Raw genomic sequence first — 14,056 nt, forward strand, 5'->3', positions numbered from 1 at the left:
AATCCTATCGCAACACCCAGAATGTGCGTCGCTTTCTCATCCGGGAATGCGGCAACGCATTCATGGTCGACCGGCCTTTCATGGCCTGGCTAAAGGACGGTGTGGAAAAGACGATGGGCGATGCGGCCGACGAATGGCTTAGGCGACAGGCTGAAAAGCGGAAAGCGCAGTTTTCTTGACCTATTCCGGGACGGCGCACACCCGTGAATCGCATGGCTTTGCCCGCCTTTGGCCTATAGAGCGTCGCGTGAACGTGACGCGCTTGAAATTGCCAATGCAGGTCGTGGCCTCAAAACCGCTGCGCACTTATGGGCGGCATGCATTGTCGTGCGGCCAACGATGAGTTGGCAAAGCGTATGACCGGCGAAAAACGCCTCTTCCTCGATGTCAGGCAGTCGGTATCAGGGGTTTCCTGGGAACATCGGCTGACAGAACGCCAGGACATGATTGCGCTCGCCATCGCGCAAGGCCATGGCGTGCCGGACATCGTCGCGCGGGTGCTTGCCGGCCGTGGTGTCACCGCCGAACAGACCGAGCGGTTTCTCGACCCGACGATCCGCGATCTTCTGCCGGATCCGGCATCGCTGACCGACATGGACAGGGCGGCGGCCCGCATCGCCGCCGCGGTGATGGCCAGGGAAAAGGTGGCGATCTTCGGCGACTATGATGTCGACGGCGCCGCCTCGTCGGCGTTGCTGAAGCGGTTCCTCACGCATTTCTCGGTGCCGTCGGAAATCTACATCCCGGACCGTATTTTCGAGGGCTATGGCCCCAACCCCGACGCCATGCGCGAACTTGTTTCGCGTGGTGCGACACTGATCGTCACTGTCGATTGCGGCACCAACAGCGCCGTTTCCATCGATGCCGCCAACGAGGCCGGGGCCGACGTCGTGGTGCTCGACCACCACCAGGTCGGCGGTGCCTTGCCGGCGGCAATCGCTGTCGTCAATCCCAATCGCGACGACGACCTTTCCGGGCAGGGCCATCTCTGTGCCGCCGGCGTGGTCTTCCTCGCCCTTGTGCAGACGGCCAGGATCCTGCGTAGCCGCATGCCCGATGCTACGCCGCCAGACCTGCTTTCGCTGCTCGATATCGTGGCATTGGCCACTGTTTGTGACGTGGTGCCACTGACCGGCGTCAACCGTGCCTTCGTGGTCAAGGGGCTGCAGATGGCGCGCCAGCAGAAGAATGAAGGGCTGGCGGCACTGGCACGGGTGTCGCGCATCGGCGAGCCGATCAGCACTTTCCATCTGGCCTATCTGATCGGCCCGCGCATCAATGCCGGCGGACGCATCGGCGATGCCGCACTTGGCAGCCGGTTGCTTGCGACCGACGACCCGGTGGAGGCGCGCACCATTGCCGAGACGCTCGACCGGCTCAACCAGGAACGGCAGTTGATGGAGCAGGAGATGCTCGCGGCGGCGCGCGTCGAGGCCGATGCCGAGCTTGCCGGCGGCAACGGCCCGGCGATCGTCGTCACCGCTTCCAACAGCTGGCATCCGGGTATTGTCGGCCTGCTCGCTTCGCGATTGAAGGATCATGCCCGGCGGCCCGCCTTCGCCATCGCCTTCAATGCTGTGGGCATCGGCACCGGCTCGGGCCGCTCGGTCTCGGGATTCGACCTCGGCCGGCTGGTGCGCGAGGCGGCCGTTGCGGGGCTGATCGTCAAGGGCGGCGGCCATGGCATGGCGGCGGGCATCACCGTCGAGCGGGCAAAGCTTGGCGAACTCAGGGCGTTTTTCGAAGAGCGGGCGGCAGCCGACGTGTTCCGCCTGCAGGGCGAGGAAAGCCTGGCCATAGACGGTGCGCTTGCCGCTGAAGGCGCGACGCTCAGCCTGCTCGATGCGCTGGAGAAGGCCGGACCCTTCGGTGCCGGGCACGCTGCCCCCGTTTTCGCGCTGCCGCGCCACCGACTAGCCGATGCGCGGCCGGTCGGCACCAACCACATCCGCGTCGAGCTGCAATCGGAAAGCGGCGGCCGCATCCAGGCGATCGCCTTTCGCGCCGTCGATACCGCGCTTGGCGAATTTCTGTTCAAGAACCGGGGCAAGACAATCCACGTCGCCGGTTCGCTGTCGGGAAATTACTGGAACGGCAACCGCACCGTGCAGTTTCGCATCACCGATGCGGCGCGTGCGTAGGTTTTGATCAGGCGAGAACGGTCTGCAGCCGGGTCAACTCGCCGATCTGGGCCATCGTCGCCTGATAGCCGATGTTGATCGCCTCGTCGGCGCGGTGGAACTCGGTCAGGCCGATATGGCTGAGCTTCGGCTGCAGCGACATATCGGGCGGGTCGCCGGCAAGCCTGGCACGCGAAATGCGGTCCTGGATGATGTTGAAGGCCTCGACCATGACGCCGGTAATGCCGAGCCGCGTCTGATGCGACTGGTGCTCGGCGTCGACCTTGCCGGGCCTTGGTGCGTCCTTTTCGATGACCAGTTCGCCGGCGCTGTGTTTTATCACCGCGGCACGGCCGAACAGATCATAGTGAAGGTTGACCGCCACGACGAGCGGCTGCTCGTAGGCGCGGCAGACCGAAACCGGTACGGGGTTGACCAGCGCGCCGTCGACCAGCACGCGGCCATTGCAATTCACCGGCTCGAACACGCCGGGAAGCGCATAAGAGGCGCGCATGGCGGTGATCAATGAGCCGCTCGACAGCCAGATTTCGTGGCCGGTGCGGATTTCGGAGGTGACCGCCACGAACGGCTTGGTCAGGTCCTCAAAACGAATGCCGGCCATGTGCTCGCGCAGCCTTGCATCGAGCTTCATGCCGCCGAACAGGCCGCTGCCGCGCAAATTGAGATCGAGCAGGCCGAAGATGCGGCGCTTGGTCAGGCTGCGGGCGAATTCTTCCAGTTCGTCCAGTTTACCGGCGAGATAGCAGCCGCCGACCAGCGCGCCGATCGAGGTGCCGGCGATCATCGATACTTCGATGCCGGCCTCGTCGAGCGCGCGCAGCACGCCTATATGCGCCCAGCCGCGGGCGCAACCGCCACCCAAGGCGAGCGAAATGCCTGTTTTCTTCTGGCAGTTCGTTTCGGACGCGCCGCCTGACGAGGACAGGCCGTTGGCCTCCCTGACATCTGGTCTGTTACGCAATGACGCCCACTCGAGCATCATGATCTCCCTTGTCCCACGGCTACTATACGAGCGGGCCGTATCGAAATGATGAATCTGTGTGGTCGGTGTCAGGCAGAAGGTTCAAGCTAGTGGTTTCCGATACGTTTTTTCCGCATCGAACAGCGGCTTGCTGCCGTCGTCGGCAAGCGTCCCCTTGCCATCGATCAGCCCCACCGTCCGATAAAAGCATGAACGCCGGCCAGTGTGACAGGTTGCGTCGTGGCCCAACACTTTGACGCGCAACCATATGGCATCCTGGTCACAATCCGTGAGCATCTCGACGACATGCTGAAAATTGCCTGATGTTTCGCCCTTTTTCCAAAGTGCGTCGCGCGAGCGCGACCAGTAGTGGGCTATGCCGGTCTCCAGTGTCAGTGCCAGTGCTTGCGCATTCATATGCGCAACCATCAACAGCATGCCGTCCGCGGCGTCTGTCACGATGACCGTGACCAGCCCGGCTGCATCGAAGCGCGGCGAAAACACCGCGCCTTCCTCAAGCGCTTTCTTGTCCAACGGAGCTTTTGGAAATTCCAGTGCCGACATCGCCGGTCCTTGTGTTGATGGCCGGCGAGGGCCGATCAGACCCCGCCGCCGCGCACCATGGTGACGAAACGGACCTGCTCTTCGGGCGTGTCCTTGAAAACGCCGGTGAAGGTCGAGGTCAGCGTGGTTGAACCCTGCTTGCGGATGCCGCGCATGGCCATGCACATGTGCTCGGCCTCGATCATGACGGCGACGCCGCGTGGATTGAGCACGTCCTGGATGACGCCGGCGATCTGCGCCGTCAGCGCCTCCTGGGTCTGCAGGCGGTGGGCGAAGATATCGACGACGCGGGCGATCTTGGACAGGCCGACGACCTTGCCGTCCGGAAGATAGCCGACATGCGCCTTGCCGATGATCGGCACCATATGGTGCTCGCAATGTGAATGGAATGTTATGTCCTTGACGATGACCAGATCATCGTAGCCGGCGACCTCCTCGAAGGTGCGGCCGAGCTCGTCGGCCGGGCACATGTCGTAGCCACCGAACATTTCGCGGTAGGCCTTTGCCACCCGCTTCGGCGTGTCGGCCAGCCCCTCGCGGTCCGGATTGTCGCCGGTCCAGCGCAAAAGCGTGCGCACGGCGGCTTCGACTTCGGCTTCGCTCGGCCGGTCGGTGACCGGCTTTTCCATATAGGCTGACTGTGGCATGAGCTTCTTGATGACGGCATCCATAAAGGCGTCTCCCGTAGTCCCTCTCGGCGGAGGAACGAGTTGAACGGACCACGACCTTTCGGTGTCGGAAACTCGCCCCGTTTCCAGCCCCGTAAGCGGCGTGAACTTCCCGGCAAGGACATTGGCTTTCGTCTTCTTGTCGATACCGGACTGCCACCATTATATAAGGTCATAGCGAGCGAAAGGAAGACACGACAGCGGCAATCGCTGTTCGCTTGGCGGCGACGGATTGGAAAATAATGATAAACGAGGTCTACAACGCGAAAATTCTCGGTTTTGCCGGGAACATTGGCCGCATCGGCCGGCTCGATCATCCTGACGCAACCGCCAAGGCGCACTCCAAGCTATGCGGTTCCACGGTCACCGTCGACCTCAAGATGCAGGACGGCGTGGTCACGGACTTTGCCCATGATGTGAAGGCCTGTGCGCTCGGCCAGGCGTCGTCATCGATCATGGCGCAACATGTCGTCGGCGCGAGCGCCGAGGAATTGCGCGCGGTGCGCGACACCATGCTGAAGATGCTCAAGGAAAATGGCGCCCCGCCGGACGGTCGCTTCGCGGACCTCAGATATCTGGAGCCGGTGCGCGATTACAAGGCCCGTCATGCCTCGACCATGCTGACTTTCGACGCCGTGGTCGACGCCATCGGCCAGATCGAGAAGCGCGCCGAAGAGGCAGCCTGAGGGCCGGCAACCGACCGTTTACAATGCACGTCTGCTTTCGGCAAATTCGCCGCGTACCCAGTCCGCGAACGCGGCGGCCGGCTCCGACAGATCGCGCAAGCTTCTGGCCACCAGCCAATAGGCGCCGGATGCGACGTCGATGTCGAACGGCTTGACCAGCGCGCCGGACGCGATTTCTCCGCCGATCTGCAAGAGATCGCCCAGTGCAACGCCATGTCCGAGCAAGGCGGCCTGCTTTGAAAGCGACGCATCCGCCAGCATCGGCCCGCGCGCCGGCACGGCGTCGCCGGGCACGCCGGCCGCTTCGAACCAGCGCGCCCAGCCTTGGCGGTTCTCCTCGTGCAAAAGCGTGTAGCGACCAAGATCGATCGGCTTCTCGAGGGCGGGGCCCGAGGCAAGCAGCGCCGGCGACAGAACAGGTGAGTCGACTGTCGAAGCAAGTTGCTCGGCTTCGCTGCGCGGCCACGCGGTGGTATGTGCGCTGAAGCGCAAGGCAAGCTCCGGCTGATCGCTACGGAACTCGATCAGCCTTGGATCGACCTCGAGCGAGATGTCGATGTCAGGCCGCAATTGGCGAAACCGGTTGAGCCGTGGCACCAGCCACACGGATGCAAGCGATGGCTCGACGCTGACACGGACCACGGACTGCGCCGGTGTCGCCACCAGTTCTCCAAGCAAGGTATCGATGGCGTCGAAACTTCTGACGAGCTGATCCAGCAGACGCCGGCCGGTGTCGGTCAGTTCGACGCGACGATGGTGACGTTCGAACAAGGGCTGGCGAAGGAAGATTTCGAGCTCGCGGATCTGCCGGCTGATCGCTGCCTGCGAGACGAAAAGCTCCTCGGCGGCCCGGCTGAAGCTCAGATGCCGGCCCGCCGCCTCGAAGCTCCTCAATGCCGTCAGCGGCAGGCGCCCGCGCTTCATTCGCATAACCCAGGATTATCCGAAGTGGAAATTATACTCGTTTGAAGGCGAAGGCCAGCGGCCGTCTAATCGCATCAAAGGAGACCGACCATGATCCAGTTGCTGAGCATCTTTGGCGATGTCATGCGGATCGCAACGTTTCAATGGCGTGACGAAAGGCAGCATGAAAAGCGTTACGAAGAGCCGACCAGTCGTGGCCGGTGGGTGGCTTCGGCTGACTGGCAGCCGTTTCGTCGTTTCCGTCCGTGACGGTGGGGCCATGCAGGGCGCGGGATTGCGTTCTCCAGTAGAAGCCCACATCTATCGCGTGGGAAACGCGATACGGAGACTGTGGTGCGCGACCAGCATGGGCATGCGCATATCGCCCGGCCGCCGAAACGTGGCCGTAACTGGCCCGGTCCATGGCGCAAGACGCCGGGCCGTCTCCTCGGCACGTCGCTCGTGCGCCTCTACCAGCTGACACTGTCGGGCTTTGTCGGCAATTCCTGCCGGCATCTGCCGACCTGTTCGGAATATGCCCATGAGGCGATCGCCCGCCATGGCCTGTGGGCGGGCGGTTGGATGGGATTTTTCCGGGTGCTGCGCTGCGGGCCATTCGGCACGCATGGCATAGACCTCGTGCCGGAGGTGCTGGAGGATCGTTATGTCTGGTTCACGCCATGGCGGTACTGGCGGATCGGCAGCAAGCGCGGCGAAGCGCAGGGGTGATCGCGTCAGTCAGGTCCCGACGGCTCTGCCCGTTTACAATCCGGTAGGGTTAACAACAGCCTGCACAAAGACTGCGCATTTGAGACAAAATCGAGACAAGAGACCTCGCTAAGCCGCTCGCGAACCCCCTTCTGGAGCGAGCAGAAAATGCGCAATTTCGACCGTCTTCCCTTCATCTTTGCCGGGATACTGTTCCTGCTCGCCTGGCTGCTGGGATTTCCGCTGCGCGCGCAATCGGCGCCGCTTGGGGACGTGCAGTGCACGGTGATCGCCGATGCGGCGAGCGGCAAGACGCTTTACCAGGACGGGGTGTGCGACGAGCGGTTCAGCCCGGCTTCGACGTTCAAGGTGCCGTTGTCGCTGATCGGCTATGACAGCGGGATCCTGAGCGACGAGCACACGCCGAGCTGGGATTACAAGCCTGAATTCAACGCGGTGAAGCGGGATCAGAAGACCGTCGATCCGGTGGTCTGGGAGCGAGATTCGATCCTGTGGTTTTCCCGGGAAATCACCCGCCGGCTTGGGTCTGAGAGTTTTGCCGGTTATGTCTCGAAATTCGACTACGGCAACGCCGATGTTTCCGGCAATCCCGGCAAGAATGATGGTTTGACCAAGTCCTGGGTGAATTCCTCGCTCAAGATCACGCCGGTCGAGCAGGTCGAATTCCTGCGCAAGCTGCTGGCCCGCAAGCTGCCTGTCTCGGCCAGGGCTTACGACATGACATCAGCCATCATCCCGACCTTCCAGGCCGGAGGCTGGACGGTGCAAGGCAAGACCGGAAGCACCAGGCTGCGCAACGACGTCGACAAGGTTCAGGACAAGCGTTCGCTCGGCTGGTTCGTCGGCTGGGCGCAAAAGGATGGCCGCCAGATCGTCTTTGCGCGGCTTGTCGTCGACACCAACCGCACCGACATGCCCAAGGGCCTCAAGACCCGGGCCGCGTTCCTGAAGGACCTGCCGCTCCTCATCAAATGAACGCTGACATTTGAGCCGGGCTTTACGGAGGCGGAATCTGTCCATAAAAGACAGCCGCTGCCGGACGCATCCGGCTTTTCCCTATGCATGTCGTAACCCAAAACCGCCATACACTTTTGGGCGACATGCATTTCAACCACCCGCGCTCGTTTGCGGGACTGGATAGGAGATATATATGCTGAATTCCGTTTCTCTGACATTTCCCGATGGCTCCGTCCGCGAATACGACGCGGCGATGACCGGTGCTGGCCTCGCCGAATCGATCTCGAAATCGCTGGCCAAGAAGGCGGTCGCCTATGCGATCGACGGCACGGTTCGCGATCTCAGCGATCCGCTCGGCAAGTCCGGCAAGGTCGAGATCGTCACCCGCGACGACCCGCGCGCGCTGGAGCTGATCCGCCACGACGCGGCCCATGTGCTGGCGGAAGCCGTGCAGGAATTGTGGCCGGGAACGCAGGTGACCATCGGGCCGGTGATCGAGAACGGGTTCTACTACGACTTCGCCCGTAACGAGCCGTTCACGCCTGACGATTTTCCGGTGATCGAGAAGAAGATGCGCGAGATCATCGCGCGCAACAAGCCGTTCACCAGGGAAGTCTGGTCGCGCGACAGGGCGAAAAAAGTCTTTGCTGACAAGGGCGAGCGCTACAAGCTGGAGCTGATCGACGCCATTCCTGAGGATCAGGATCTCAAGATCTATGCGCAGGGCGACTGGTTCGACCTCTGCCGTGGCCCGCACATGGCCTCGACCGGGCAGATCGGCAATGCCTTCAAACTCATGAAGGTGGCCGGCGCCTATTGGCGCGGTGATTCGAACAACCCGATGCTGACCCGCATCTACGGCACGGCCTGGGCTGATCAGGCGCAGCTCGAAGCCTACCAGATGATGCTGGAGGAGGCCGAGAAGCGCGACCATAGGAAGATCGGCCGCGAGATGGACCTGTTCCATTTCCAGGAAGAGGGACCGGGCGTCGTCTTCTGGCATGCCAAGGGCTGGAAGATGTTCCAGAACCTGGTCAACTACATGCGCCGCCGTCTCGACGAGCAGGGCTATCAGGAGGTCAACGCGCCGCAGGTGCTCGACAAGAGCCTGTGGGAGACGTCAGGCCATTGGGGCTGGTATCGCGACGCCATGTTCAAGGTGACGGTCGCCGGCGACGACACCGATGACGACCGGGTCTTCGCGTTGAAGCCGATGAACTGTCCGGGCCATGTGCAGATTTTCAAGCATGGGTTGAAGTCCTATCGCGATCTACCCGTGAAGCTTGCGGAATTCGGCAATGTGCATCGCTACGAGCCGTCGGGCGCGCTGCACGGGCTGATGCGTGTGCGCGGCTTCACGCAGGACGATGCGCACATCTTCTGCACCGAGGAGCAGCTGGCGGCGGAGTGCCTGCGCATCAACGATTTGATCCTGTCGACCTATGCCGATTTCGGTTTTGACGAAATCAGCGTCAAGCTTTCGACGCGGCCCGACAAACGCGTCGGCACCGACGAAGCCTGGGATCACGCCGAAGCAATCATGGGCAGCGTGCTGGAGACGATCAGGACACGATCCGGCAATCGCATCAAGACCTCGATCAATCCGGGCGAGGGCGCCTTCTACGGACCGAAATTCGAATATGTGCTCAAGGATGCCATCGGCCGCGAATGGCAGTGCGGCACGACGCAGGTCGACTTCAACCTGCCGGAACGGTTCGGCGCCTTCTATATCGGCTCCGATTCCGAGAAGAAGCAGCCAGTGATGGTGCACCGCGCCATCTGCGGCTCGATGGAGCGCTTCCTCGGCATCCTGATCGAGAACTATTCCGGCCATTTTCCGCTGTGGTTCGCGCCGCTGCAGGTGGTGGTGGCGACGATCACGTCGGATGCCGACGGCTATGCGACCGAGGTGGTGGCCAAGCTGAAGGCCGCAGGGCTGTTGGCGGAAGCGGATCTGCGCAACGAGAAGATCAACTACAAGGTCCGCGAGCACTCGCTGGCTAAGGTTCCGGTCATCCTCGTCTGCGGCAAGCGCGAGGCCGAAGAGCAGACCGTCAACATGCGCCGGCTGGGCTCGCGCGACCAGGAATCGCTTGGCCTTGACCAGGCGATCGCGCAACTGGCCGAGGAAGCTGTTACACCCGATCGCCGGCGCAAACGCGCGGCCTGATCTGCATAGTTTTCGACCAAATGGCGGTGGAGCGATCCACCGCCATTTTCATATCCTTGTCACGCCGACCTTGTAACGAGCCCTTATGCTCAAGCTGAAATTGCGCGAACGACCCTTTCCCGAGCTTTCCTATGCCAATCCGTGCCAGCCGGCGCTGACGCGCTGGTTCATTCATTCGGTCGAAGGCCTGTCGGGCCGCGACCGCTACACAGCACTTTATGATTTCTGGCGCCGCCAGGTCGTGCCGACAGGCGAACGCGTGTTCAGCCGTATGCTCGATCTGATCGACGTGCGGGTGCGGACTGCTGATCAGTGGCCGCCCGCGCGATTGCCGAACACGCCGCTGGTGATCGTCGCCAATCATCCGTTCGGTATCGGCGACGGTATCGCCATGCTGTCGCTGGCCGAGCAGCTCGGACGTCCGTTCCGGGTCATGATCCACAAGGATCTGCTCAAGATCCGCGAGATGGAGCCCTACTCGCTGCCGATCGACTTTTCCGAGACCAAGGACGCGCTGAAGAACAACATGGCCGTGCGCCATGAGGCGGTGCGGCTGTTGAAAGAGGGCGTCACCATCGTGGTGTTTCCGGCCGGCGGTGTAGCCACCGCGCCAAAAGGTTTTGGCCGGGCGCGCGATCTGCCGTGGAAGATGTTTCCGGCCCGTCTCGTCCAGGACGCCAAGGCGTCGGTCATTCCGATGCATTTTTCCGGGCAGAACGGCAGGCTGTTCCATCTGGTCAGCGGGCCGATGAACATGGCCGAGCGCGACGGCCGGCTGGCGAAATTCGTCGGCAAGGCCTCGCTGACGCTGCGTACTTCGCTGCTCATCCATGAATTCGCGCGGCTGTCCGGCAAGGCGATCGACGTGCGCGTCGGCGTGGTGTTGAACTGGAGCGAACTGGAGCCATTGCGCGACCGCAAGGCATTGCTCGACCGCCTTTATCGCGGCGTGTTCGACCTGGCGCCAGTTTTGCCGCGCCGCCGCATTCCCTTCCTGCCGGCGCGGACCAAGATGGCGGCTTGATACAGGAACGAAGGTTAATCCGCACCTTCTTCGGGATCCATCGCCGCGGCCTCGGTGGCCAGAACCTCGATTTCCTGGTTCTGCCCGGCCACGACCGTAAAATCCTTCTGGTAGATGCGGTCGCGGTTCTTGGCGATGATGGTGTAGTCGCCCTCGGCCAGCACCATCGAGGCGAAGGCGCCGACGGTTTCCTTGATCGGATCGCCGGATTCGTTGAGCAGCGACCAAGACGTATCGGCGATCGCCTCGCCACCGGTCTCGCGCACCAGCTTCATCGTGATCTCGGCGGCGTGGTGCTCGACGGTGGCTTCGGTCAGCTTGCCGGCCTCGACGCGGATGTCGGAGCGGATGACCGCGTTGACCGCGCCATAGGTCGAGACGATGTGGTAGATGCCGGCGTTGAGCCGCACGACGCTGTTGGGCTCGACATCGGGAATGATCAGCGCGCGGTCGCCATTGGCCTCGGCGGTGCCCTCGTAGATCGAAAAGCGCAGCTTCTTTGGCGGAATGCGCACGCCGCCGGACAGCACGGCGTCGAGCTTGAGGCCACCGGCATCGAGCACGAGGCTTTCGCGCTTGGCGTCCTTGCCGACAGTGATGCGCTTGGTGGCGCCGGCCCGGCCGTAGGAGGCGTGAACCAGATAGCTGCCAGGCTCGAGCTGGAAGACGGCGGTGCCGCCATGGGAGGAGGCGACCATCGGCAATTTGCCGTTGACGGCTTCGGGCTTGAAGACCCGCCAGACGATGCCGCGCGTGATGTCGGAACCCTTGTCGGTCAACTGGGCGGACAGCGTGATGGCGCCGCCGCCGCTTAGTGCCAGTGACGTCTCGCCTTTCGGCGTCGCGTAGCTCGAAATTCCCGGAAGCTTCAGGTCGCTGACACCGTCGACGTTCTGCGCCATGGCGAACGAAACCGGCGCCATCAACAGCAGGGCACCGAGCCAGATCAGGAAAAGACGGACAGTCCCCTCAAACATGCCTTGCGTTGAAGCCCATGGCGGTGGCAATTTCAAGGCTTAAGAGTCCGATCGATACGACTCTCTTCCGTCCGGCGTATCCCGCGCCAATGCCCGAGCCGCCGAATTCCCGATGGTGCGCTTCAGCTCAAAACAGAATGTTCAGGAGACTTGCGCCCATGGCGTCGCCGATCATCGATTTCCTGCTGACCCGAAACTCCGCTCCGATCCCCGATCTGAAGCAGCCGGCGCCGAGTGATGCGGAGATCGCGACGATGATCACTGCTGCTTCGCGGGTGCCCGACCATGGCCGATTGGAGCCCTGGCGCTTCATCGTCTACCGTGGCGACGCCCGCGTCGAGATCGGCAGGCAACTGGCAGCGCTTGCAGAGCAGCGGGAGGGCCCATTGCCGGAAGGCCGCCGCAATCAGGAACTGGCGCGGTTCTCACGCGCGCCGCTGGTGATCGGCGTCGTATCTATCCCCCGGGAGAATCCCAAAATCCCGCAATGGGAAATGTTCCTGTCGGGCGGCATGGCGGCGATGAACCTGATGATAGCAGCCAACGCGCTGGGCTATGGCACCAACATGATCAGCAACTGGTATTCGGATGTGCCGGAGGGCAGGGCGCTGCTGGGGCTGGCGCCGCAGGAGCGCGTCGTCGGCTTCATCCATATCGGCTCCTATGCCGGCCCGGCGCCGGAGCGGCCCCGGCCCGATCCGGCAAAGCTGTACAGTGACTATTCGGGGCCGTGGGCTGGCTGAATGTTCTACGAACCCTCAACGGGCCACGGCCTGCCGCATGACCCTTCGAAGGCGATCGTGGCGCCGCGTCCGATCGGCTGGATTTCAACGCTGAACAGGGCTGGTGAGATCAACCTTGCTCCATACTCCTTCTTCAATGCCGTTTCGACACGGCCGTTCATTGTCTGGTTCTCCTCCGAGGGCGAGAAGGACAGCGCCTCTTTCGCGCAGGAGACCGGTGAGTTCGTCGCCAATCTGGTCAGCCGCGATCTTGCCGACAAGATGAACCGCACATCGGTCAACGCACCGCGCGGCGTCAATGAGTTCGCCTATGCCATGGCGCCGTCGCGCCTCGTCGCGCCGCCGCGCGTGGCGGCAGCGCCGGCAGCGCTCGAATGCCGGGTGACGGAAGTTTTTCGGCCAAAGGCGCTGGACGGATCGCCGACAAGCGCTGTGATTGTTGCCGGTGAGGTGGTCGGCGTGCACATCGACGACGCCTTCCTGACAGACGGCCTGTTCGACATCACCAAGGCCGGCAATGTCGCCCGTCTCGGCTATATGGACTATGCCAGCGTCGACGAGGTGTTTTCGATGCGCCGGCCGCGCTGGGACAAGGACTAGATATCAGGCTCGGCCGGTCACCGCGCCTGGCCGGCACTCGTTCGCCGCCTGGCCGTCATGACGGTGCGCACATAGCCGGGCTCGCCGATCCGAATGCTTCCATCGGGCAGGCCCAGTATGCGGTCGAGAGCGATCTCGTAGAGCCTGACGCGTTTCTCCAGGGCCTCGATCGCGATCTCCATGTCGGCGTCGCTGCCGCCGGCAATGGCCTTGGCAACGACGTCACGCGTGGCCATGCCGAATTGCATGACGATGTCGGCGACACCTTCCGGATCGAAGGTCCTGAAAGTGCCGTCTTCGATCCCTTGCCTGATGATCTTGACCAGCAGAGGTGAAAACGACGCGCTGGCGGCCAGATTGATACGGTGGAAAAGCACCAGATTCTCAGGCCGAAACATCGTCTCGAAAAGAGTCCAAGCTTCCGGCGCGGTCTCGATCTTGGCCCGCCGCGACTGGCTGAGCAGGCCATTCAGGCGGCCAAGCGGGTCTAGGCCCGGATCGTCGATTATGTCTTGCACCCCAGCCAGTGCCTGTCTTGCAAAGCGATCGGCCAAGGCTTCCAGAAGAGCCTCCTTGGAGGGGAAGTAGTGATAGAAGGCGCCCTTGGAGACGCCGGCGGACGCAATCACGTTGTTGAGGCTCGCTTTGTCATAGCCCTGCGTCAGGAAAAGCGTCTGGGCATGGTCCAGAAGTTCTTCTCGCCTGAACTCCGGATGCTTGATGACTCGGGGCATGATGAACCTTCTGCACAGCTCGCTTGAATTATAGACCATTGGTCGGTATGGTAGACCGATGGTCTAAAATTGCTAGAGCGGGATGAATTTAGGTTGGGCATAGCCTGCCTCTGTGAAGTAATTTCGGCATTCGGTTGACGTGACGGTGCCGAGGATTTGGCCGATGGCGTCACAGACGGTTTCGACTGTTCGCTTGGCA

16 protein-coding genes are annotated in these 14,056 nt (G+C 62.4%); 10 read left to right on the plus strand and 6 right to left on the minus strand.

The window, feature by feature from the left end; genetic code table 11:
• The first annotated feature begins 23 nt into the window (after positions 1-23).
• Positions 24-179: a DUF6434 domain-containing protein gene (locus EOA13_RS39030; RefSeq protein ID WP_245490529.1), complete on the plus strand. Its 156-nt coding sequence runs from the start codon at positions 24-26 to the stop codon at positions 177-179.
• A 177-nt stretch (positions 180-356) separates the two neighbouring features.
• On the plus strand, positions 357-2,141 hold the full coding sequence (gene recJ, locus EOA13_RS30675) for a single-stranded-DNA-specific exonuclease RecJ (RefSeq protein WP_127297156.1): 1,785 nt from the start codon (positions 357-359) through the stop codon (positions 2,139-2,141).
• 7 nt (positions 2,142-2,148) lie between these two features.
• On the opposite strand, the gene EOA13_RS30680 is transcribed toward recJ, so the two are convergent.
• The 3 genes from EOA13_RS30680 to folE all read right to left on the minus strand — a co-directional run bounded on the left by EOA13_RS30680 (position 2,149) and on the right by folE (position 4,337).
• Positions 2,149-3,120: a patatin family protein gene (locus EOA13_RS30680; protein WP_127297157.1), complete on the minus strand. Its 972-nt coding sequence runs from the start codon at positions 3,118-3,120 to the stop codon at positions 2,149-2,151.
• An 84-nt stretch (positions 3,121-3,204) separates the two neighbouring features.
• Positions 3,205-3,666: a phosphoribosyl-AMP cyclohydrolase gene (gene hisI, locus EOA13_RS30685; protein ID WP_127297158.1), complete on the minus strand. Its 462-nt coding sequence runs from the start codon at positions 3,664-3,666 to the stop codon at positions 3,205-3,207.
• 35 nt (positions 3,667-3,701) lie between these two features.
• On the minus strand, positions 3,702-4,337 hold the full coding sequence (gene folE, locus EOA13_RS30690) for a GTP cyclohydrolase I FolE (protein WP_127297159.1): 636 nt from the start codon (positions 4,335-4,337) through the stop codon (positions 3,702-3,704).
• A 239-nt stretch (positions 4,338-4,576) separates the two neighbouring features.
• Between folE and EOA13_RS30695 the strand changes: the two genes are divergently transcribed.
• Complete coding sequence (locus tag EOA13_RS30695; RefSeq protein ID WP_127297160.1) at positions 4,577-5,020, plus strand: iron-sulfur cluster assembly scaffold protein; 444 nt, start codon at positions 4,577-4,579, stop codon at positions 5,018-5,020.
• A gap of 18 nt (positions 5,021-5,038) precedes the next feature.
• On the opposite strand, the gene EOA13_RS30700 is transcribed toward EOA13_RS30695, so the two are convergent.
• Positions 5,039-5,944, minus strand: coding sequence for a LysR substrate-binding domain-containing protein (locus EOA13_RS30700; protein ID WP_127297161.1), 906 nt, complete (start codon positions 5,942-5,944; stop codon positions 5,039-5,041).
• Positions 5,945-6,034: 90 nt separating this feature from the next.
• Here EOA13_RS30700 and EOA13_RS30705 point away from each other — a divergent pair, with 90 nt between their 5' ends.
• The 5 genes from EOA13_RS30705 to EOA13_RS30725 all read left to right on the plus strand — a co-directional run bounded on the left by EOA13_RS30705 (position 6,035) and on the right by EOA13_RS30725 (position 10,803).
• Positions 6,035-6,193, plus strand: a complete 159-nt coding sequence (locus tag EOA13_RS30705) for a hypothetical protein (RefSeq protein ID WP_127297162.1) — start codon at positions 6,035-6,037, stop codon at positions 6,191-6,193.
• An 84-nt stretch (positions 6,194-6,277) separates the two neighbouring features.
• Positions 6,278-6,652 (plus strand): membrane protein insertion efficiency factor YidD, encoded by a 375-nt coding sequence (gene yidD / locus EOA13_RS30710; RefSeq protein WP_127297163.1) that lies wholly within the window; start codon positions 6,278-6,280, stop codon positions 6,650-6,652.
• 147 nt (positions 6,653-6,799) lie between these two features.
• The gene (gene blaOXA / locus EOA13_RS30715; protein WP_127297164.1) at positions 6,800-7,627 is read left to right on the plus strand and encodes a class D beta-lactamase; all 828 of its coding nucleotides are present in this window, start codon (positions 6,800-6,802) and stop codon (positions 7,625-7,627) included.
• A gap of 175 nt (positions 7,628-7,802) precedes the next feature.
• On the plus strand, positions 7,803-9,779 hold the full coding sequence (gene thrS, locus EOA13_RS30720; RefSeq protein WP_127297165.1) for a threonine--tRNA ligase: 1,977 nt from the start codon (positions 7,803-7,805) through the stop codon (positions 9,777-9,779).
• Between the two features lie 85 nt (positions 9,780-9,864).
• Positions 9,865-10,803, plus strand: a complete 939-nt coding sequence (locus tag EOA13_RS30725) for a GNAT family N-acetyltransferase (protein ID WP_127297166.1) — start codon at positions 9,865-9,867, stop codon at positions 10,801-10,803.
• 14 nt (positions 10,804-10,817) lie between these two features.
• On the opposite strand, the gene EOA13_RS30730 is transcribed toward EOA13_RS30725, so the two are convergent.
• Complete coding sequence (locus EOA13_RS30730) at positions 10,818-11,780, minus strand: hypothetical protein (protein WP_127297172.1); 963 nt, start codon at positions 11,778-11,780, stop codon at positions 10,818-10,820.
• A gap of 158 nt (positions 11,781-11,938) precedes the next feature.
• On the opposite strand from EOA13_RS30730, the gene EOA13_RS30735 reads away from it, so the two are divergent.
• Entirely contained in the window at positions 11,939-12,523 is a 585-nt protein-coding gene (locus tag EOA13_RS30735) for a nitroreductase (RefSeq protein WP_127297167.1), read from the plus strand.
• Entirely contained in the window at positions 12,524-13,123 is a 600-nt protein-coding gene (locus EOA13_RS30740; protein WP_127297168.1) for a flavin reductase family protein, read from the plus strand. It abuts the gene before it with no gap.
• A 17-nt stretch (positions 13,124-13,140) separates the two neighbouring features.
• Here EOA13_RS30740 and EOA13_RS30745 read toward each other — a convergent pair whose 3' ends face one another.
• Positions 13,141-13,857 carry a TetR/AcrR family transcriptional regulator gene (locus EOA13_RS30745; protein ID WP_127297169.1) on the minus strand — a complete coding sequence of 239 codons (717 nt, stop codon included), beginning with the start codon at positions 13,855-13,857 and terminating at the stop codon, positions 13,141-13,143.
• Positions 13,858-14,056: the final 199 nt, after the last annotated feature.

This window comes from Mesorhizobium sp. M7A.F.Ca.US.011.01.1.1 (assembly GCF_003998295.1).
GTDB lineage: Bacteria > Pseudomonadota > Alphaproteobacteria > Rhizobiales > Rhizobiaceae > Mesorhizobium.